General features: G+C 57.8%; 10 protein-coding genes. 3 read left to right on the top strand and 7 right to left on the bottom strand.

Annotated elements, in window-relative coordinates; genetic code table 11:
* Positions 1 to 68 precede the first annotated feature (68 nt).
* From AUC61_RS18630 to AUC61_RS18605, 6 genes are read right to left on the bottom strand one after another with little or no spacing between them, the layout of a single operon-like run.
* Positions 69 to 1,730 carry a BatD family protein gene (locus AUC61_RS18630; RefSeq protein ID WP_243247655.1) on the bottom strand — a complete coding sequence of 554 codons (1,662 nt, stop codon included), beginning with the start codon at positions 1,728 to 1,730 and terminating at the stop codon, positions 69 to 71.
* On the bottom strand, positions 1,727 to 3,466 hold the full coding sequence (locus AUC61_RS18625; protein ID WP_243247654.1) for a VWA domain-containing protein: 1,740 nt from the start codon (positions 3,464 to 3,466) through the stop codon (positions 1,727 to 1,729). Before AUC61_RS18625 ends, AUC61_RS18630 begins: the two co-directional genes overlap by 4 nt.
* The gene (locus tag AUC61_RS18620; protein WP_243247653.1) at positions 3,463 to 4,545 is read right to left on the bottom strand and encodes a vWA domain-containing protein; all 1,083 of its coding nucleotides are present in this window, start codon (positions 4,543 to 4,545) and stop codon (positions 3,463 to 3,465) included. The genes AUC61_RS18625 and AUC61_RS18620 overlap by 4 nt, the downstream gene beginning before the upstream one ends.
* A complete protein-coding gene (locus AUC61_RS18615; RefSeq protein WP_243247652.1) occupies positions 4,538 to 5,032 on the bottom strand; it encodes a DUF4381 domain-containing protein in 495 nt (164 codons plus the stop codon). The genes AUC61_RS18620 and AUC61_RS18615 overlap by 8 nt, the downstream gene beginning before the upstream one ends.
* On the bottom strand, positions 5,029 to 5,973 hold the full coding sequence (locus tag AUC61_RS18610; protein WP_243247754.1) for a DUF58 domain-containing protein: 945 nt from the start codon (positions 5,971 to 5,973) through the stop codon (positions 5,029 to 5,031). The genes AUC61_RS18615 and AUC61_RS18610 overlap by 4 nt, the downstream gene beginning before the upstream one ends.
* A 4-nt stretch (positions 5,974 to 5,977) precedes the next feature.
* A complete protein-coding gene (locus AUC61_RS18605; protein WP_027900522.1) occupies positions 5,978 to 6,937 on the bottom strand; it encodes an AAA family ATPase in 960 nt (319 codons plus the stop codon).
* A 300-nt stretch (positions 6,938 to 7,237) separates the two neighbouring features.
* On the opposite strand from AUC61_RS18605, the gene AUC61_RS18600 reads away from it, so the two are divergent.
* From AUC61_RS18600 to AUC61_RS18590, 3 genes are all read left to right on the top strand, one after another.
* A complete protein-coding gene (locus tag AUC61_RS18600) occupies positions 7,238 to 12,211 on the top strand; it encodes a Tc toxin subunit A (RefSeq protein WP_243247651.1) in 4,974 nt (1,657 codons plus the stop codon).
* A gap of 118 nt (positions 12,212 to 12,329) precedes the next feature.
* Entirely contained in the window at positions 12,330 to 16,550 is a 4,221-nt protein-coding gene (locus AUC61_RS18595) for a Tc toxin subunit A-related protein (protein ID WP_243247650.1), read from the top strand.
* Complete coding sequence (locus AUC61_RS18590) at positions 16,525 to 21,168, top strand: Tc toxin subunit A-related protein (RefSeq protein ID WP_243247649.1); 4,644 nt, start codon at positions 16,525 to 16,527, stop codon at positions 21,166 to 21,168. The genes AUC61_RS18595 and AUC61_RS18590 overlap by 26 nt, the downstream gene beginning before the upstream one ends.
* Here AUC61_RS18590 and AUC61_RS18585 read toward each other — a convergent pair.
* Positions 21,161 to 21,520 (bottom strand): hypothetical protein, encoded by a 360-nt coding sequence (locus AUC61_RS18585; protein ID WP_243247648.1) that lies wholly within the window; start codon positions 21,518 to 21,520, stop codon positions 21,161 to 21,163. The two genes, AUC61_RS18590 and AUC61_RS18585, sit on opposite strands and share 8 nt — an antisense overlap.
* Positions 21,521 to 21,633: the final 113 nt, after the last annotated feature.

Here is a 21,633-nt window from a genome sequence, read left to right as displayed (position 1 = left end):
TTCATTGCGGCGAGTACGAAGATGCCTTCGCAGCCTTCGGCAGCTCCTACAGGGTTAGCGGCGTGATTCTATTTTGGATACAACGGCGGCAGACTCTGCTCGCCCGTTGGGTCCTGAATGTGTTCGGCAGCGGGCAGGGTGCGTACTGCTCGCCATAGTTGTTCGCCCAGCCAGAGCTGGCCTGTTTCGCTGTACAGCGCGCCATTGAGACCATCCAGTGCGTCGGACAGCGGCACAAAGCGGGCAGCCATGTCGGCCAGGGTTTCCGGTTGCTGACGCGCCCAGGCGTCCAGTGCCTGACGGGTGGCTTGCGGGTCATTCGCCAGGCTGGCGCGCTTGAGATCATCCAGCACCGTGCGCGGGCTTGGTCCTGTTTGCACGGCGCGGGTGACGGCTGGCTGGCCACGAGCGCGCCACCAGAGGACAAAACCAATCAGCGTGGTGACGGCAAAAAACAGCGTGCTCATCTGCCATGGCCATACCGGCGGGCCTATGACCGTGACACCGTTAAGATCGCTGCTGACCGGTGTGTCCACCGCCAGGCTCGGGTTGATGCTGACCTGCAAGGTACGTGCGGGCAGGGTCGAGTGTTCAAGATGGTCTTCAAAGGTGTTCCACCAGACCACGTCAACACTTGGTAAATCAATCGCACCTGGACGAGTGGGCACCAGCGCTTCACGTTCTTCACGCGTGCCAATCAGGCCACGCTCGCTGGTCAGGTTGGCCAGCTTGGGCTGGTCGGGATAACGTCGCAAGGCGCTGACTTCTGTCGCTGGCAATGGCGGTAACTGTGCACTGGACAAGCCTTCGACCTTGAGGGTAATGGTCCGGGTCAGTGAGTCGCCTACCTGACTGCGGCCGGGCTCAGGGCTCCAGCTTTCGCTCAGGTTAATGCTGCGTGCGGGCAGCCAGGGCGCATCGGCCGGGTAGTTGGCAGGCTTGGCCTTGACCGTCAGTGGCAATTGCGCCGAACTGACACGCATCACTTTGCCTGGCTGTGGCCCGAACGGCGTGCCCGGTTCATTGCTCGAAGGCCCGTCGCTATTAGGCTGAACCAGCGTTGCGCTGAAGTGCTGCGGCGGTATCACCAGCGTGCCGCTTTGTTGCGGATAAATCGCGTAGCGCATTTCGATCACGCCGTGGCGGATACCGTTGATGAGCTTTTCGTAGGTTCGCGATTCGCCGAGTTTCTCGACCCGTGCTTCGGGGATTTCCAGCGGGCTCAGGGTACTGTCGTCGAACAGCGATACCGAATGGTAAACCCGCAGGGTCAATACGGCCTGGGCCTGGACGTAAACGGTGTCTTTATCCAGCGTCGCCTCGACGAATACGGGCGCCTGTTGGCTGGCATGATCCGGGTTGTCGCTTTGTATGACCTGCAGGCTGATCGGCTGGCTCTTCAGCGCGCCCAGCTGCAGCGAAGGAATTTCCACCGACCCTGTCTGTTTTGGCAGCAGGGTGATGATCCAGCGCGTGGTGGCCTGATTACCGCCATCGAGTGTGTTGAGGCGGTTGATCTGCCGCGTACCGCCCACGTCGAAGCTGTTTTCCAGAGCGCTCAGGTCCGGCTTGCCAAATTGAGTGACGTCGCTGGTTTCCAGGGTCAGCTCCACCGTTTCCCCGGAGTTGAGCCGCGTGCGGTCGACACTGGCTACCAGTTCCGCAGCCTGGCCCGGCAGCGCAACAAGGCTGAGCAGCAAGCCGAACAATAGGGAGTAGGCGCGACTCATTGAGTGTTTTCCTGACGCTGTTGCTGTTCATACCAGAATTTACGTCGCAACAGCTCGCCGGGATCATCCGGGATCTGCCGCAACCATTGCTCAAGCGCCTGGCGCCGTTCGCCATTTATATTGCCGTCAGCCGGCCGGATCGGTGGCCGGGTGGTTTCTTCGTCATCCATCGGCGAACCGGACTGCTGGTTAGCTTTGGGTTGAACTGTCGACTCACCGGGCGAGGGCTCACCGTCGGCAGTGCTGGCTTCGGCGGATTCGGCCGATTGCTGACTTTCGGTACGCTGATGGGGCGCAGCCTGATTCTGCGGGTTTTCGCCGTCACTGTTGTCGTCGCGGCTTTGAGCCTGATCGGACTCTTGAGGTTCCGCCGCTTTACTCTTCTCCAGCGCCTCTTCTACCAATGCCTTGTTCTGCAGGGCTGCCTGCAAGTCAGGCTGGCGCTCCAGTGCCTGCTCATAAGCGTCCAGCGCGGCTTCAAGTTCGCCATTGCGGGCCAGCGCATTCCCGCGATTGTAATGGTCGGCGGCGCTATTGCCCTCGGCAAAACGCTGGGCGGCGCTGGCGTAATCTCCGGCCTGGTACAGCGCGATGCCTTTCCACTGGGAATTTTCAAAGTGCTGAGCGGCTTCGGCGGGACGCTGCTGCTCAAGCAGTTGCTGACCCTGCTGATCGGGGCGCAACCACAGATCGGCGAACTCGAAGGCATAGCTGTTCTGCGGCAGCGCCATTAATAGCGGCAGGCACAGCAGCCAGCCGCGACGTCCGGCGCAAGCCGCCAGCAGCAACAGCGGCAGCAGGAACCAGTAGCCCTGGTCGGTCCAGCTGTCGAGTTGAATCAGTTGCCCATCGTTTTGTACTTGTTTCGGGCTGTCCAGCAAGCCCAGTTCGCGTAGATCGTGATCGTCCATGCGCAACTGCCGGTACTGACCGCCGACCTGCCCGGCAAAGTCCGTGAGGCTGGCACTGTCCAGACGTGGCAGCAGAATTGCGCCCTGGGCGTCTTTGAGCAGGCCGCCTTTTTCCTGCTCAACCGGTGCGCCTTCAGCGGTGCCAACCCCGAGAATCAGCAGCGGCGGTGACTGGCCGACCAGCGCCTGACGAATACCCTGGCGTTCCTGTTCGCTCAGCGATGAGCCGATGATCAACAAACGGCCACGTCCCAGCGCGCCTTGCTTGAGCAGGGCCAGCGCCTTGTGGACGGCCAGATCGGCGCGGTGCCCGGCCTGCGGCATGATCGACGGTTTGACCGCATCCAGCAGATTGCGAATAGTGATCTGATCATCGGACAGCGGCACCAGCGTATGGGCGCTACCGGAGTAGACGATGATCGCCGTTTGCGAATCGCTGCGGGCCTGCAACAGGTCCATCAGTTTACGACGGGCTTGTTCCAGTCGCGTCGGCGGGGCATCGGTGGCGAGCATTTCCGGGGTCAGTTCCAGCATCACCACCAGCGGATCAACAGGCTTCTGGCTCAACTGTTCGACCCGCTGCCAGCCAGGGCCGAGCAGCGCCAGCAAGCCCAGCAGCCAGGCAATGCCGAGCACGATCCACGGTTTTTTACTGTCGCGACCGCGGCCGCCGCTGAGCAGGACGGAATGGAACGCAGGGGGCAGAATCATTTGCCAGCGCCCGGCACGTTTCTGTCGATTCCAGAGTTGCCAAAGCAGCCAGCCCAGTAACGGCAGGAGCAACAACCACCAAGGGCGGAACCAGTGCGGCCACAGCGCAATCATCGGCGGCGCCCCAGACGTTTGACTTGTTGCCCGACCCGCTGACGCCAATGCTGACCATCACGAACAAAGCGTTGGCGGTTGAGCACGCGGTGCACCGGGTTGTTCGGCCAGCGTTCGTGCACAACCAGCAGCACGCTCAGCAGCATCGCCATCGCCAGTGGCCAGTGATAAAGCGCCTGAGCAGGGCGTGCCTGAGTCTGTTGTTGCGCAACCGGCTCAAGCGCGTCGAGGGTCTGACGAATTTTTTCCAACTGGTCGCCGTCCCTCGCACGGAAATACCGCCCGCCGGTCAACTGGGCGATTTCCTTGAGGGTCGGCTCATCCAGGTCCAGGCTGGGGTTGAGCCCAAGCATGCCCAGCGAGCCTTCTTTGTTTGGGTCAGAGCCGATGCCAATCGTGTAAATCTTCACCTGTTGTTCGGCCGCCAGACGCGCGGCGGTGACCGGATCAATCTGCCCGCCATTGTTGGCGCCGTCGGTGACCAGTACCAGCACGCGGCTCTGCGCCGGGCGAAGGCGCAAGCGTTTCAAGGCCAGGCCAATGGCATCGCCGATAGCGGTATTTTTCCCGGCGATGCCAATGCGTGCTTCATCCAGCCAGACGCGTACCGTGTGGCGGTCGAAGGTCAGCGGGGCTTGAACAAATGCCTGGCTGCCAAACAGGATCAGGCCGACTCGATCACCCTTGCGGCCTTGCAGAAAGTCACCCAGCAAATGCTGCACCAGAACCAGCCGGCTGACTTCGTCGCTTTTCCATTCCATGTCCGGGTAATCCATGGAGCCGGAAACATCCACGGCGACCAGAAGGTCCCGACCGCTGGACGGCAATGGCCGCGGCTCGCCCAGCCATTGCGGGCGGGCAGCCGCGACCAGCAGCAGTAACCAGATCAGGATAAACGGTAGTTGCTGGCGCCAGCCGGGCAGGGCGACTTTGGCGCGCCGCCCGACCAATTCCTCCAGATCACCGAGAAAGCTGACTTTGAGTGCCGCTTCGCCGCTGTCGGCACCGGGCAACAGCAGCCGCATCAGCCACGGCAAGGGCAGCAGGGCGAATACCCACGGCCAGGCGAACTCAAACATGTTTGCGAATCCAGGTTTCAACGGATTGCGTCAGACCATTGATGGCCTTGTCGTCGAGTTTGCATTCGGGCTTGTACACGCCTTCAACCAGCACCATCCAGCGCGTCAAGCCGGCGGCCGGGCAGCGGTTGTCGAGAAACGCCAGCCATTTGCGGCCATTCAGCGTATGGCTCTGGCTGTACGGATAGTGGTTGCGGCACAGTCTTTTCAGCAAACCATTGATTTGCTGCAACCAGGCACCGGCCGGAGCGCCGTCATAAGGCTTGGGCATGTTGGCGAGTTCGGCGAGGGCTGCAACGCGCACAGGGTCCAGCGGCAGTTCGGCACGGCGAACCCGGGTTTTCACTGGCAGCACATGCCGCACTCGCCACAACCCCCAACCGGCCAGCGGAACCAGCAGCAACAGTAGCCACCAGCCCGGAGCCAGCGGCCAGAAGCCCACGGCTTGCGGGGCAATCAGCGGTTGCAGTTGGTCCAGCGGGTTCATTTGCGTTTCACCGGGCGCTGAGCGTTCAGGTATTCACGGAGTTGTTCGACCATTTCCTGCTGGGTGCTCAGCGGCATCAACAGCACACGCAGTTTCTTCGCGAGCATTTCCCAACGGTCTTTACGCGCCTCGCCCTGGGCCCGATAGGCCTGGCGCAGTTCGGGGTTCAGGGTGTCCATTTCCAGCTGCGCGCCGCGTTCTGCAAAGCGCAGCAGGCCGGAGGCGGGAAGGGCATGATCCAGCGGGTCGGACAACGGCAACAACAGCAGGTCGCAATGCCGCGACAACAGGCTTAGTTGTTGTTCCGCGGCATCGGTCAGTGCGCGTTCATCACACAGGACAATCACCAGACTGCCCGGCCGCAGCACCTCGCGTGCTCGCCGCAAAGCGATGCCGAGTGCGTCGCGGTCGGCAGCAATTTCGGTGTGCAGCGACTGATTGACCCTGACCATCCGGTTGAGCAACTGCAGCAGGCTCTGCTTGCTGCGGCGCGGCTTGATCTCGTAATGCTCGTTGTCGCCGAACACCAGCCCGCCAACCCGATCGTTGTGGATCAACGCGGCCCAGCCGATCAGCGCCGCAGCCTGGGCGGCGAGCACGGACTTGAACATCAGCCCGGAGCCGAAGAACAGGCGACGGCTTTGCTCGACCAGAATGAAAATCGGTCGTTCGCGTTCTTCGTGAAACAGCTTGGTGTGCGGCTCCTGAGTACGGGCCGTCACACGCCAGTCGATGCTGCGCACGTCGTCGCCCGCCTGATAGACCCGCACCTGATCAAAATCCACACCCCGGCCGCGCAGCTTGGAATGGTGCAGGCCAATCAACGGGCTGCGCTGGCTCGGGGTGGAGAACAACTGGACTTCGCGGACGCGATGACGCATCTCGATCAGCTCGGTGAGGCTGACGCGAATACCCGGCTGGGGGATCAGGTAGGGTTGCATGGCTTCACGCAACAGCCACGACATCAAGAATGCGCTGGATCACCCGATCCTGATCAATCCCCGCGGCTTCAGCTTCGAACGACAGGATGATCCGGTGGCGCAGCACGTCGAACAGCACTGCCTGAATGTCTTCCGGGCTCACAAAATCACGCCCGGCGAGCCACGCATGAGCACGGGCGCAGCGATCAAGCGCAATGGAACCGCGAGGGCTGGCACCGTAGGAAATCCATTCAGCCATTTCCGCATCGAACTTGGCCGGGGTGCGAGTCGCCATAACCAACTGCACCAGGTATTCCTCCACCGCATCAGCCATGTACAGGCCGAGGATTTCCTTACGCGCGGCGAAAATCGCCTGCTGGCTGACCCGCCGCTCCGGCTTGGTTTCGCCGTTCAGCGCTTCACCACGGGCCTGAGCAAGAATCTTGCGTTCTACCGAGGCGTCAGGGAAGCCGATTTTGACGTGCATCAGGAAACGGTCGAGCTGGGCTTCAGGCAGCGGGTAGGTGCCTTCCTGCTCGATAGGGTTCTGGGTGGCCATGACCAGAAACAGTGGCGACAGGTCGTAGGTACTGCGACCGACGCTGACCTGGCGCTCGGCCATGGCTTCGAGCAGTGCCGACTGGACCTTGGCCGGTGCGCGGTTGATTTCGTCCGCCAGCACCAGGTTGTGGAAGATCGGCCCTTGCTGGAAGACGAAGCTGCCGGTTTCCGGACGATAAATCTCGGTGCCGGTGATGTCGGCGGGTAGCAGGTCGGGGGTGAATTGAATGCGATGGAATTGTGCTTCGATGCCTTCTGCCAGTTCTTTGATCGCTTTGGTCTTGGCCAGACCTGGGGCACCTTCGACCAGCATGTGGCCGTCGGCGAGCAGGGCGATCAGGAGACGTTCGATCAGTTTTTCCTGGCCGAGAATCTGCGTGGAAAGAAAGGTTCGCAGCGCAATCAGCGCTTCACGATGTTCCATCGGTGACTGTTCCTGGCAGGTAATCAGCGGCGTCATGTGACACCGAAGCTGGGGGCGATACTTTAATCCATTAGGGGGGCGGGAGACTAACGTGGATGGGGGAATTTTCCGCAAAACATGATGGTGTACCGTTTATCAGTCAAAGCTCAGAGTGCCAAGGCAGGTAAAAGCGTCCTGGAAGCCTCTAGGTCCGGCTCTTGTCAGCGATGACGGTTGAGGTGGGAGCGGGCGATGCAGGGGATCTGGGCGCCGTCGGTCATTTGCGGCTGTCAGGCTGTTCAGCATTTGCTTAGCTGAAGTATGTCGGGTCTTTTGCTGTGGCTCAGAGAGGAACATTCTCAGGATGAGTTTTCCGCCATGGCAAGCAAGAAAGGCAAAGCCGTCAAACCACTGTCGGCAATGGATGTGTTGCTAAGCAGTACCGGTCAGCACCGTAACGCCCCTTTAACCCTGTCCGAGCAATACCCTACGGTGTTGAGCGTGGCGCGCAGCGATGTGGTCGGGCTGCTGAACAACAACCCCGGTCTGCACATCACTGAAGCCCGTGAACTGGTCCAACGTGCTCGAGCGATGTCGGTAGTGATTGCCCGGCAATTTCGCGAGCAACGGCTGACAGCATCTGTGCGCCATGCCAACCGTCCGCCGACGGGGGTCAAAGGGCTGGTCGAGGGCCCGACCTATACCGACATGTTCAACCCGGACTGGGCGAATCAGTGCCCACCTGACGCCATTGAGGCGACCACCTCCCCCGTGGCTTACCTGGCTGACCTGTATCGCTATAGCCAGGAACTGGAAGCTACCGGTAAGCCAGCGGATGTCATCACCCTTGATGCTCGTCGACCCGACCTCAAAAATCTGGTGCTGGATCACACCGCCCTGAACCGAATCGAGCCAACTATCGTGCTGGTCAACGAGATTCTGGATTCATCGATCCGCAAACACCTGAATGACCATAACCTTAAAGACACGACCGTTGACGATGCGCTGCTTGAGGCTCGCTACCCCAATGCATTGCCGTTCGAGCGCTACACCAGCCAGATCAACTATGTGCTGGAGCGTAAAGGCCATTCACTGGGCGACGTGATTCGTCTGGCTGACCCGGCTTACCCGTACTTCAAAGAGCCGGGAGCACATTCGGTACTGTCCGATGTTGCGCTGATTCAGGACACCGGTTTCGGGCCGGCGCAGCAGTCGCTGCTGCTGGAGGCGCCGTACTTCCCGGACGCTGCAACCCGGACGCGCTCGCTTGTCGCCGGTAAATGGCGCATTGAGCCCCGCACTCGCTTGCTGGTAGAGGCGACAGAGGATGAACATCAGTTCAGCACTTTTTTCGAAGATAACTTCGGTGTGGGGGGACTCATTGATCTGCAAGACACCCAGACCTTCTGCCTGCGTACCGGGCTGAACACCGAAGAGCTTGAAGCCTTGCTGTCGGTTGGGGCTTTTGCCCCCAGCCGCTCGGTCAACGTGACCGCCGCTGCCGAAGCCGCCACAGTGGATGGCAGCCAGGCCGGTTCGGTGTACATCAATGCGGGCAAGGCACCGGCCATGGCGATAGAAACCCTGCCGGGTGAAAGCGTTGATGGCGTACTGGTCGAAGGGCCGCGCCATCATATTGTCAATGCCAGCCCAGACCGTTTCGACCGTATGAACCGCATGATAAGGCTGGCGCGCTGGCTGGACCTGCCGTTTGATGAAGTGGATCAGATCATCGTTGCCTGCATGCGGGCGGAAGTGCAGTCAGCAGCGGTGTTCCCGGTCATCACTGCGAACACTCTGCGTGCTATCGGTCTGTTTCAGACATTGCGGCGCAAGTACAAACTGCCCGCCGAGGATTTTGCGGCGCTGATTCAGGGCATCGGTGTTTATGGGCGCGGCAAGGAAGCGTCGCATTTCGACCGGGTCTTCAACAGCCAGGCGCTGTTTTCCGAACCGCTGAAACTCCATAACACACCCATGGTGGTGGCGCCTGCCACTGAGGCCCAGCGGCAGAAAGTGGATCATCTGTGCGCCTCGCTGGGCATGACCTATGAAAGCTTTCGTTATCTGGCGCGCATCGTTGTCCAGTCCCGCGGCGATCCAGAGGATCACCCGTTGCTGTGGTCGGTGGAGGTGGTGTCGACGTTTTATAGACTGACAAAACTGCCGCGCTATATGGGGGTGACCACCATTGAGGCCCTCGCGCTGATCGAGATTCTTGACAGCCGCGCGAGCCAGTTAACGTCGAAAGTGGCGGGGCGGGTGCGCATAGAAACCCATGCGGCGAGCACTGAAACCGACACGTTGAGCGTCCTCCATGCCTGGGTGGATTGCGTGGCCTGGATGCAGGAAACCGGCTGGCAGGTCGCGCAGCTGTACCCGCTATTGGGTGCGAGGTTTACCGACATCGTTGCGTCGGAGGCGGAGCTTGGTTTGCTTGATCAAATCAACCAGCGGCTGCAGGCAGCTTTGATCACGGACAGCAGCTTTGCAGAAATCGGCGCGCCCGTTTCTGAGGTCTTGTCGGTGCTCGATGGTGATGGGCAGGAGCGTCAGGTGCTGCAGGCGATTGACTGGTTTGAAAAGCTCGAGGCCTTCATTGACACCGTTGATGGGACCAGGGGACTGATCAGGCATCTGGGTGACAATGAGCCTAGCTTTGAAAACTACCTGATATCGAGAGTCAAAGAAGTCGTGTCGGACTTGAAGCCGAATGATGACGCTTTGGCTGACAAGATAATCAACCGGGTGATGCGCGCGCGGGCAGAGCAAGGCGCTTTATTGATGGAGGGTCTTGCGGGGTATTTGAACGTTTCTGCCGACCAGGCCGATGCACTTTTAGCCTGGGCGCAGGGCAATCGTTATGAGCTATTGAAGGAGGTATGCCGGATAGGTGGCGGGGGTAACACCATCAAGGTGGCTATAGGCGATGACATATTGTGGCTGTTAGTACAGCTGTCGCAGCGAGCGACAATCACCCGCCATCTGCACATGAGTTCGGCACTGATTCGACAGTTTTTGGGGCAACCAGACTGGTTTGGCCTGCCCGATACCAGCCTGTCATTTCAAGCTGTTTATACCCTGACCCAATACGCCACGGTTGTTCAGCGCAGTGAGCAGAGTGAAGACACTTTGCTGGACTATATCCGGCTGGTAAATACCCATACCGGGGAAAGTCCAGGGGATAAACGACTTATTCGCGAAAGCGCGGCACAGCGGCTGGGTGCTTACTTGCGCTGGGGTATTCGCGAGGTATTGGCGGTTGCGATGTATCTGGACAGCGATAGCGGTGTAAGTCGCACTGTGTCGAGCATAAACGTAATCAGTCGCCTGGCGCTCATGGGCCATCAGGCGAGCCTGGACGCCAAGTCATTGCTGGCCTTGGCCATGTTGCAACCGATCAGTCGGGTAGCGGAATATCGAGACGCTGCCGAGCAGGCACTCAGCACCATCAATAACTTGATGTCCCAAGTGCCGGAAAGCGAAGTAGGTCAGAGCCGGGCGCATACCATTACTGTGTCCAGGGATTATCTGGTTGCCAATAAACCGGATGGGCAAGCTGTTTTTACTCTTACCTTACGCTCGCTAACGGATGAGCCACTGGCGGATATAACCCTAGATTGGGAGACAAGCCTGGGTCAGTTGAGCGGTGGCGGTAACTCCGATGAGCAAGGCATAGCGACCGTGACGCTGGACGCGGGCAACGCGATGGGTATTGCGACTGTGCAAGTGCATTTTGGCCTGGGTGAAACCCAAAAGGCGCCTGCTGTAACGATTGGTTATGACAAGGTCACCATGAATTTTGTTAGCCGGCCCGGCGAACGAGAGCCCGACTCCGCTTTGGCTAACAGGCTTGAACCCATCTTCTTCAGGAATGAGCTGCAAGATGATTATGGCAATTGGGGGATCGATTACCCGGTGACGTGGGGAACAACCCTTGGCGAGTTCCGGCGTCATATCACCTTGGGTGACAGTAATGGCAAGGTCGAGGCAGAGCTGAGAAGCCTTTCTCCAAGCGAGGGGCCGGAAGTTGCAGTCGTCGCTGTGTGTGAGAATGGCAACGCCTGTCAATTCGTCGGCGTAGAGTTCACTGACGATCCCTACTTTCAATATATTCGCTTCGCCGATGCAGTAACGGTTGGCTATGAAGTCAGGGTCGAGTGTCGAGTTGTAAGAATAGATGGCAGCCCTATTGAGCCGGAGACGCTCGTTGGGTGGGCTACCGATAACGGTGAATTTGAAGTTTCCACCAGCAAAACGGATGAGGATGGGGTGGCCTTCGCACTTCTTACGCCAGCAACGGTTGGTAATGTGATTGTCACTGTAAGCTCTATCGATGTTAAAACTGATAAACAGAGTGAAAGCACTCCGGTGTACCCCGTCACGACACTGGCGCTCACGGTGTCCGACGAGACGTACCTTGTGGGTACAGCGCCATTGGTATTTACCAGCGAATTGAAAGTAGGTGCGGAGCCAGCAGTGAAGCGGGGTGTTAATTGGTATGTAGATAGAGAGCGAAAGCCCGACTCTTATACCAATGCAAGAGGTATGGCGATCTTTTCCTCCAAATTCGCAGTGGGCAATCATGTGGTTAGCGCTATCGTCGCCGGCACCGCCGTTGAGGACTCGGTCAGTGTCCAAGCTGTTAATTGCCGGTTTGAAGGGGCGGTCACTGGATACCTGCTGCCCGAGCAGGCGGCTGGTTTACTGTCGCGGTACGAGTCTTATACGTTAACTATCAAGGCCTTTGAAGAAGATAATGACGTGCCCTTGGAGGGTATTCCGTTCATCGTGCGTGCCAAAGGTGCTGCGGAGTTGGCGATGAGTGTAGCCAGGTTGGGTGAGCCTCAGCTGTCTCTTGCTGGGGGGGTAATATTTCCAGTCACTTTCGACCCTGTGGCGCTTACTGGATCCGTCACGCTTGAAGTTGAATGTGGTGGGGTGGTGATGTGGCGCGGCGTATTCAAGGTGGGTTACTACTATAAATTGGGTGTCGTCAATTTTGGAGTCAGGCCGTTTGCTTCGCTGTCTCCTCTTACAAAGGTTAAAGACATAAAGCCAATCCCTAATGTATTGAAAGGCGGGGCCATTAACGCTCGGATCTCGATTCCTTTAGAGAGCTGGTATAAAGAAGTTTTCTTTAGAAATCCACTGGCGGCGCCTGAAAATATTACAGCGGAGATTGTGGGGGGGAGTACCCCTTCTCACGGAGCTATTGCAACAGTAGAGTCACAGTTTTTATTAGGCGGTTATTTTTACCTGATCGCAAGTGGTGCTGATGTTTACGTGCCTTGAAAAGGCGCGGTGTTGGTTGTGTGGTTTGAATAGACTGCTGTGGCAGTAGTTCCATGTGTTGACACTAATAAATCAACTTTGGCAGAAAGTTTTAGGTGTGGGCAACGGACGCATTATTATGAAAAACACGCTCGTTTTCTCCTTGGAAGAACAGCGCAGAGACGCACTGGTCGCCTACTATATTGGCCAAATCGCCACGTCCGCTGACACAACCGTGCCCGAACAAGTCATCACTCCGGAAGACCTCTACGAATACCTGCTGATCGACAATCAGGTCAGCGCCCAGGTCGAGACCAGTCGAGTGGCCCAGGGCATTGCCAGCGTTCAGCAGCATATCCACGCCATTTATAACGGCATGGAGCCGGGCTTTGGTGAGCTTCCGGATGTCGCGCAACGTCGCGAATCGCTGCAGTTCTGGCAGGACGCTATGAGCCAGTACAGCACTTGGGCGGCTTATCAGATGCTGGTGGACTACCCGGAAAACTATCTTGATCCCTCATTGCGTATAGGCAAAACCGAGGCTTTCAAAGCCTTTGAAAGCGAGTTGGCCCAGGCACGGCTAACGCCCGACAATCTGCAGAAAGCCTTGGGTAATTACCTGACCCGTTTCGAGGAAGTGAGCAATCTTGCCACGTTGTCCTGCTACATCGACGGGGTGGATTTTCGCCATGCCAATTACTACTTCGTCGGCCGCCAACCTGTGGAACCGTTCGACTATTACTGGCGCAAAGCAGCGATTGATTTGAACCAGACCAGTACGCATGTACCGCCTGCGGCCTGGAGTGAATGGCAGCAGATCGATGCGCCCCTTGGCGCCATTGCCACTCACGTGCGCGCGGTAGTGGTGGAGGGGCGATTGTATCTGGTATGGCTGGAGCAGGTGCGCGAGGCGTTGGACGAGAAGGATGTACCTATCGCGGACAGGTATCTGTATCGCTTGAACACCAGCTATTTGCAGAGTAACGGTCAATGGAGTGTGCCCATAGCCCTGCAGGAATGCTCCATGCCATCGCTTGCTACGCTGGAAGCGGCTCATTACACCCTCGTCTCCACCCTGGATACCCGTCTGGCAAACGAGCCTCGGCTGGTGGTGGGTTTCATCACTCGCACCATCACCCTGCCGGAGTTCGCCTTTATCCATGTGCGAGACAAACGCTGGCAGGCGGTCACGTTGGGTTCTGAGTCGAAGCTTTCACTGGTGGTTGCATTGGTCAAGCAAATGGGCACCAACCCAGGTCGGGCGCAGCACTCTATTGAGGGGGCTGATACCAATCAAAAGGTGTGGACCCTCGAAAGTGTGGTCTGGAACAAGAGCGGCGATAACCATGCAGGGCCACTTAGCGATTACCTCGAACTGGACGCACGCATCAAAACCATCGATGGTGTTTGCAAACTGGAGACGGTCGGGGTTTGCAGCAAACCCAGGTATCAAGGCTCTGACTCGACGGCGCCATTGCGGGGCGAGTTTGGCCTATGGAAAAGCCAGCCGCGCTCCCCATATGCCTTGCTTCTCAATGGCTCTGCGCGCACGGCCGTGCAGGTTGATCCTTGGGGCGCCGGAGATGCCTTTCCAATGCGCTTTGGTATGTCCGACACCACGACTGGCCTCGGTTATAACGAATTCACGATTACCCGCAAGGAGCGTTCCAATGAGGTCCCCACATTGGTTGCCACCAGCGATGGCGGGCAGTTTCTTGATTTGCAGGCGCTGGGGATAACGCCCCTGCGCTATGTGCGCCTCAATACCGCCTTTGCCGGTGAGCTGGTGCGCAAAGCCGAGCGTTCACTGCAAGGCGCACTGGGTTGGGAAACCCAGCACACCCCCGAGAGCCCCGCACCGGGTAGCAGCACAGCAACCCCGGTGGATTTCAACGGTGCCAACGGGCGGTACTTCTGGGAGTTGTTCTTCCATGCGCCGCATCTGGCCGCATCCCGGCTGCATCAGTCGTTCGACTATGCCGGCACCGAACAATGGCTGCACTACCTGTTCAACCCGCAGGTGCGGGTAGCCCCTTTGTATCCGCCACCAGAGCACGTGAACTGGCTGCCTTATTGGACCAGTCGACCATTGGGTTTTGTCGACGACCGTTCGCGTGACCTTGCTGGCCCGCAGGATCCGGGCACGATTGCCTACGGCGCACCCTCGCATTATCGCAAGGCCATTTTCATGCTCTACGTGGATAACCTGATCGCGTGGGGCGACAGCCTCTATCGTCAGGTGACCCGCGACGCGTTGACCGAAGCCAAACTGCTCTACGTGCGTGCACTGTCCCTGTTGGGGCCACTTTCCAAGGGCCGGAGCATCAGCCAATGGGCACCGCAGTCATTGGCAAATGCGGCCCGCTACCAAACGGCATCTTTCGCGACGTTCGAAGCTTCGGTGGCTGACTCGCTGCAGCACGACACCTCGTACGCATTGAATGATCAGCCCTGGTTGCGGTTGATCGATGCGCCCTGGTTCCGCTTACCGGTCAATACCCGGCTGCTGGACCTGTGGGAACAGCTTGATCTGCGCCTGTATAACCTGCGTCACAACCTGACGCTGGATGGCAAACCCATGTTGCTGGGGTTGTACGAAGCCCCGTCCAATCCGCTGGACTTGCTACGCGCACAACTGGCCGGTAACAGCATGTCGCTGCGGCGCCTGGGCTCAATGTCGATCATCCCGCCATATCGATTCGCTGCCATGCTGCCCCGTGCCAGGGAGGCCGTGAACACCCTGATTCGGTTTGGCGAGCAGGTACGCTTGCAGATGGCGGCCCGCGATCGCGCCGCACAGGACCGCTTGCAGCAGCGTCATGTGCTGGAGTTGTCCGGTTTCGTCGAAACGCTTGATGACCTGGCCATCGAGCAGGGCGACCTTGCTATCAATGCGTTGCGTGACAGCCATTTACAGGTGAACAGGCAGGTAGCCACCTATGACACATGGCTGAAACAGGATGTCAGCGAGGCTGAGCTGCGCGCCGAAGAGATGTTTGGCACAGCCAGAGATGCACGTTTGGAGGCCGGTGATGATTATCGTGCCAGAGGGCATGGCGTTACTGCGGCCCCCAATCTCATCACGCTTCAGCCCGTACCATTCCCTCCTTTTATCATCCCTATCCCTGGCGGATTTAACTGGGCAGGGCCTGAGTTTCAGCAAGCCTCCAAGGCGGAAGGCGGTCAAATCAACTACACCGAGAATGCCGAGGTGCAATTGCGGGCTGACGGCTATAAGCGCAGGCGTCAAGAGTGGCAATTCCTCAAGGATCAGGCACAGGCACAGTTGAACGTTCTGGTCATTCAGGCCGGGCAACAAGAGTTGGTGAACATCTCGGCAAAACGCAAACGGCTCCGTTCGCAGCAGGCCCGCGAGCACGCGCAGGCACTCTATGCGTTCATCGAGAAGCGCGACACCAATACGGCCTTGTATCAGTGGCTGCTCGGGCAGATGTCGACCCTGTACTTCCAGGCCTATGACGCAGTGCTTTCATTGTGCCTGGCTAGCGAGGCCTGTTGGCAGTACGAGATTGGCGATAGCGATACCCGCTTCATTCCGGTCAATGCCTGGGTCGATGACCGCCACGGCCTGAGTTCGGGGGAAAGCCTGAGCCTTGGCTTGTTGCAGATGGAGTCGGCCTTTGTAGTGCGCCATGAGCGTCGCCTGGAGCTGGTAAAAACCGTGTCGTTGCGGCAACTGCTGCAGGATTATTCAGGTCTGAGTGACGAAAGCGGCTGGGCGGCGGTGATCGCCAGCCTGCGCAGCACGGGCACCCTCGAGTTTGCGCTGAAACCTTCGTTGTTCGATCAGGACTACCCCGGCCACTACCTGCGCCAACTGGTGCAGGTATCGATGTCGTTACCGGGCGTGCTCGGCCTCTATGAAAACAGCCGCGTGATGCTTGGCCAACTTGCCAGCAGTTATTTGCTCAAGCCCGACCTCGGTGGCTGCAAGCACATGTACCGACAGGCCAATGAGTTGCCGGACGAGCACGACGACATCAGCCCGCGATTTGTCATCGCCAACCCGCGCCCAAGCCAGCAAGTAGCGGTGTCGGGGGGCAGCGATGACCCCGGTCTGCACTTTGCGCAGATGGAGGATGCGCGCTATCTGCCTTTCGAAGGTACCGGCGCCGTTTCTACCTGGACGTTGAGTTTCCCCCGGTATGCCAGTGCCCTGCAGCAGGAACTGTTCGACCGTCTGCAGGAGAAGGACATCATCGTGCATCTGCGTTATCGCGCGATGGACGGTGGCAAACCGTTCGCCGCGCAAGTGAAAGCCTTGCAGCAAGACGCTGCCAAAACCAGCACAACGCTAACCAGACGACGGCCGGGTGACGGGGTGTCGCTTCACGCTTGAAGCTGTTCAAACACATCAATGGATGATAAGGGGCACAATCATGAGCCAGGCAGTCATCGGCACTCTGGAGCAGCAGCGCAGAGACGCGCTGGTTGCCTACTACCTCGGGAAACTGGTGGGACAAGGCAGTACGCCGAACCGGATTGCCACCGAGAACGACTTGTACGAATACCTGTTGATCGACAACCAAGTCAGCGCGCAAGTTGACACCAGTCGTGTAGCTCAGGGAATTGCCAGCGTTCAGCAGCACATTCATGCGATCTACAACGGCATGGAGCCTGGCTACAGCGGCGTCAGCGATGAACAGCTCACGCTGTGGCGCGAGGGCATGGCGCAATACAGCCTGTGGTCCGGTTACCAAATGCTACAGGACTACCCGGAAAACTACCTCGACCCGACCTTGCGTCTGGATAAAACCACGATGTTCAAGACGTTCGAATCGGAACTCGCTCAGGCCCGGCTATCCAAAGATGCGGTGCAAAGGGCTTTGGGCAATTATCTGCAGGCCTTTGAAACGGTCAGTAACCTGAAAATCACCGGTTGTTATGTCGATAGCCCCAACTTCCTCGATGCGGATTATTATTTTATTGGCCGCCAGAGTATTGAACCGTTTGCCTTTTATTGGCGTAAATCGCGTCTCTACAAAGGTGAGCCTGCAAACAAGTCGCAAATGCTGGGCTGGACCGAATGGCTGGCGATTGAGTCAATTGGTGGCGCGCAAATCAAATATTGTCGGCCCGTGGTCATGGACGGTCGCCTTTATGCGGTGTGGGTGGAAACCGGTAAGCCCTTGCTCAATGCAGAGGGGAGCAAAACGGGTCACTTCGAATATCACATGAAGTTGAGCTATCGGCGACTGGATGGCAGTTGGGGGGCACCGATCCTGCTGCATTCGGGGGAGGTTTATGACGATGTAATGGAGAGTGAGGTAGGGGCGGACGGGGTGATCAGCAAAGGGTATCGGCTGGCGGTTAGCACGGATCACGGTCACCATGGTAAGTCACGGTTGTTGGTGAGGTTCATGACGGTGGGGGAGTTCGGTGCGGATGCACCTCCTTTCGTTAGCCTGATGGTTCGTGATGTCCTGTTGAACCTGCTTTCAATTACCGATACCGAAAAGGTGCATGCGGCCTTGGCATTCATGCTCGGAACGGACAGTCGGCGCGTTCAGTTCTGCACGGACCAACTGGAGGGCGATCAAGTCAACGGGTGGAGAATATCTTCCGTGGTCAGAGATGAGAACGCTCCTCCATCGATGGTTTCAATGTCTGACTATTCTCTTAATGACAGTCTTGAGTTACAGGCTGAGTGGCAAAGTGGTCACCTGATGTTGCAAGGTTTTTGCGGCAAAACTCTAACGAGGAGGAAAGGGAGTACATTTAAATGCATGGCGACTATTCGTTACAGTGGTACTTTTGAGTATTACGTGCATGTGGATGCAACCCAGCCTGTCATGTGGTTTGGTGTCTACATTAGGCTGGCGCAAGCCGATCAGCCGGAACATATTAGTGCGAAGCTGATTTATAGGGGTGAAGAGCTTAAGTTAATTGAGTGGGAGGACTTTGAACTCGAGCCTCCGAGCGATAATTTTAAGCATTATAGTGCTAAAAAAATAATTGATCGGGACCCTGATTCTTTTGAAGATCCTCTCGGTAGTTTCAGTGTGTGGTTTTCAAATTCTCGGACCTGGGCTCTTAATGCTAGCGATAATTACTATACCCCTCGTTATGAACCGCTAACCATGACATGGGGAGTGGCACATTATGAAGATTCTTGGATCGCCCGCGAAGATACGGTCTTATTGAATGGTGCTGCTAAAACTCCTATGCTTTATCATCAATGGCCCGCTTCAGCCGGGAATCAAAGAACGTATCAATGGGGGGAGTATTTAGGCAATTCCGATGGTTTTGGATTAAACGGCTTCACTGTCATCCGAGAACCCATATCTGCTCCAGTCCCTTACATCTCCATCACCGCCACAGGTGCGCAATATCTGGACCTCACTGCTGCTGGCGTAGAAGCCAGTACCGCCAACGTCCGCCTCAACACCCTATTCGCCAAAGAGCTGACCCGCATGGCAAGCCTGTCCATGGAAAGTGCCTTGTCCTGGGAAACCCAACACACCGAAGAGCCGCTATTACCGGGGCAAACGGCGCCTGTATATGTAGATTTCGCCGGGGCCAACGGCTTGTACTTTTGGGAGTTGTTCTTTCATGCGGCGCACCTGGTGGCCTGGCGTCTGCAGAAAGAGTTCGATTATTCAGGCGCACAGCGCTGGTTGCATTACCTGTTCAATCCGCAAATGCGCGTAGCGCCTCAGTATCCACCGCCCACGGAGACCGAATGGCTACCGTATTGGAACTGTCGACCGCTGGGCATGGCGGATAACGTCATGCCCGAACTGGAAGGCCTGACCAATCCGGATGCCATTGCCCGTGGCGTGCCTTCGCATTACCGCAAAGCGATCTTCATGCTGTATCTGAATAACCTGATTGACTGGGGTGACATGCTTTACCGTCAGGTCACCCGCGACACGCTGAACGAGGCCAAGCTGCATTACGTCCGCGCCCTGTCGTTGCTGGGGCCATTGTCCAAGGGCCGCAGCATCAGCCTTTGGGCGCCCGTGACACTGGCGCAGGCGAGCCAGGGCGGCGGCACCTCTTTTGCCGCAGCCGAGTCTGCCAATGTCGACGTACTGCGAACGCTGGTCCCAATGGATAGCGCAACCCTGCCATGGCTGCGCCTGCTGGATACGCAGGTGTTCCGCTTGCCGGTCAACAGCCAGTTGCTCGATGTGTGGGATCGGCTTGAACAGCGCCTGTACAACCTGCGCAATAACCTGACTCTGGATGGCAAGCCTCTGCAAATGGCGCTGTATGAAGCCCCGGCCAATCCGCTGGATCTGTTGCGCGCGCAACTCAGTGGCAGCAGCCTCAGTCAGCGCCGACTGGGTTCATTGGCAATCATCCCGTCTTATCGTTTTCGCGCCATGCTGCCACGGGTACAAAACTCCGTGGACACCCTTATTCGCTATGGCCAGCAGGTGCTCGGCTATATGGAGCTCAGAGACCGGGCCCAGCAGGAAGAACTGCAACAGGGTCATGTGCTGGACGACCTGGTCCGTTTTGCCGAGCAGCTTCAGCAGGACGCCGTTGACCAGGCAAGCAAGGGGCTTGAAATGGTGAACGCCACGAAAGCGACCGTGCTGGCGCGCAAAAACTATTACGACGGGCTAGTGAGCGTTGATGTCAGCGAGTCAGAAAAATCAGCGCAAACCGCTCGTGGGGTTGCAAAGGACAAGATGGGGGTAGTTCGGAGCTGGTCGAAGGCAGGGCATTACGGGTCCTATGCACCTAATCTGTTTGGCATGACGTTCGGAGGGGTCAACTGGGGGGGCGCATTGTTCGCACAGGCAGAAGAAAATGAGCGCACAGCGGCAGATACGTTAGAAGCGGCGCAGCGAGAGCTGACCAGCGATATGCAGAGGCGCCGGCGTGAAGAATGGCAATACCAGGCGAAGCAGGCTGAGCTCGAAATGGGTGTAATCGATTGGCAAATCAGCGCACAAAAGGTCGCACTGCAGGCCGCCACTGCGAGTAGAGAGCAAGCCATCAAAACCCGCGAGCAGGCGCAGGAACTGTATGCCTTTATCAAGAACCGGGCGAGCGGGGCGGGGCTGTATCAATGGCTGTTGAGCCAGATGTCGACCCTGTACTTCCAGGCCTATGACGCGGTGCTCGGCATGTGCCTGGGCGCCGAGGCGTGTTGGCAATACGAAATAGGCGACCGCGACACGCGATTTATTTCCACCACGGCGTGGGTGGAGAACCGGTTTGGTTTGACGGCGGGAGAAACCCTCAAGCTAGGTTTGTTGCAGATGGAGTCGGCATTTCTGGCGCGCAACGAGCGGCGCCTGGAGTTGACCAAAACCATTTCCCTCAAAGCCTTGCTCAGTGATTACGACCCCAATACACAAGCTGGCGGGGCGCTGGCAACCGGCTGGGAAGGGGTGATTGAGATGTTGAAGGGCAATGGCGAAGTCGATTTTCAGCTAAAACCCTCTACCTTCGACAAGGACTATCCGGGCCACTACCTGCGGCAGTTGATTCGTGTGTCGATTTCTTTGCCAGGTTTACTCAAGCCGTATCAAGACATTCATGCGACGCTGAGTCAGCAGACCAGCAGCTACCTGCTGCAGCCGCAGATCGACAATGTTAAATATCTGTATGTACAGGCAGGTGATTTGCCCGAAGAGGAAGGCACTCGCCAGGACCAGATCGTCTCCAATCCACGGCCTAATCAGCAAATTGGCATCTCCACCGGGGTCGATGATGACGGCATGTTCATGCTCGATTTCGGTGATGAACGTTATTTACCGTTTGAAGGCACCGGCGCTGTGTCTCGGTGGACGCTGAGTTTCCCCAGTCATGAATCCGTTTCGGGGCAAACGATGCTGGAGAGCCTTCCCGACATCATCCTTCACATCCGCTACCTGGCCGTTGATGGCGGTCAGGTCTTCTCCCGCGAAGTAGAAGAGCTCGTCGCAGACGTCGAGGCCGGCGAGGAAACGCGTCGGCGTTCATTGGCGTCAATGTCAACGCAGAAGCTACTTAACTGATCTCGCTGACGTAAGCCCCGACGTCCTTGAGGATGAGCCGCAACGTCTCATCCAGCTCGCGCAGCTCGTTGGCGGGGGTGCTGTGGCGAATTTCGTAGAGAGTATCGCCACCCAGCGGCCGGGCATCGGCCGCATCGATTTCCACCAGCAGACGTTCGGCGCTGAAGGTTACTTTCAGGTTTGAACTGACGTTAATGGTGTCGTCGACGAAGGTTATGTCGACTTCGTCTTCATCCGGAAAGCGCGCCAGCAGAAACAAATCCCCGTTGTTGCCATGGCAGCAGACCAGCGCCATGTTGTCTTCTTCCTCATCGCAGGGGTTGAAGATGAAGTTGTCGGTGGTCATTTGCATGGTCGTGATTCTCGGGGAAAGAGGGCGGAGAGGGATTTTGCCAGCCCCGGACCGACTTTGCCGAAGCAATTATTTACAAGGGCTGTTACCTCTGGTTTTACGTGCATGCCGAT

It is taken from the genome of Pseudomonas maioricensis, assembly GCF_022790535.1.
GTDB classification, from domain to species: Bacteria; Pseudomonadota; Gammaproteobacteria; order Pseudomonadales; family Pseudomonadaceae; genus Aquipseudomonas; species Aquipseudomonas maioricensis.
This window is presented reverse-complemented; position numbering and strand designations above follow the sequence as displayed.

Coding starts and splice junctions, on each gene's coding strand:
- AUC61_RS18600 (WP_243247651.1), top strand. CDS start 7,238: ATGTCGGGTCTTTTGCTGTGGCTCAGAGAGGAACATTCTCAGGATGAG.
- AUC61_RS18605 (WP_027900522.1), bottom strand. CDS start 6,937: ATGGAACATCGTGAAGCGCTGATTGCGCTGCGAACCTTTCTTTCCACG.
- AUC61_RS18615 (WP_243247652.1), bottom strand. CDS start 5,032: ATGAACCCGCTGGACCAACTGCAACCGCTGATTGCCCCGCAAGCCGTG.
- AUC61_RS18595 (WP_243247650.1), top strand. CDS start 12,330: ATGAAAAACACGCTCGTTTTCTCCTTGGAAGAACAGCGCAGAGACGCA.
- AUC61_RS18620 (WP_243247653.1), bottom strand. CDS start 4,545: ATGTTTGAGTTCGCCTGGCCGTGGGTATTCGCCCTGCTGCCCTTGCCG.
- AUC61_RS18630 (WP_243247655.1), bottom strand. CDS start 1,730: ATGAGTCGCGCCTACTCCCTATTGTTCGGCTTGCTGCTCAGCCTTGTT.
- AUC61_RS18625 (WP_243247654.1), bottom strand. CDS start 3,466: ATGATTGCGCTGTGGCCGCACTGGTTCCGCCCTTGGTGGTTGTTGCTC.
- AUC61_RS18585 (WP_243247648.1), bottom strand. CDS start 21,520: ATGCAAATGACCACCGACAACTTCATCTTCAACCCCTGCGATGAGGAA.
- AUC61_RS18610 (WP_243247754.1), bottom strand. CDS start 5,973: ATGCAACCCTACCTGATCCCCCAGCCGGGTATTCGCGTCAGCCTCACC.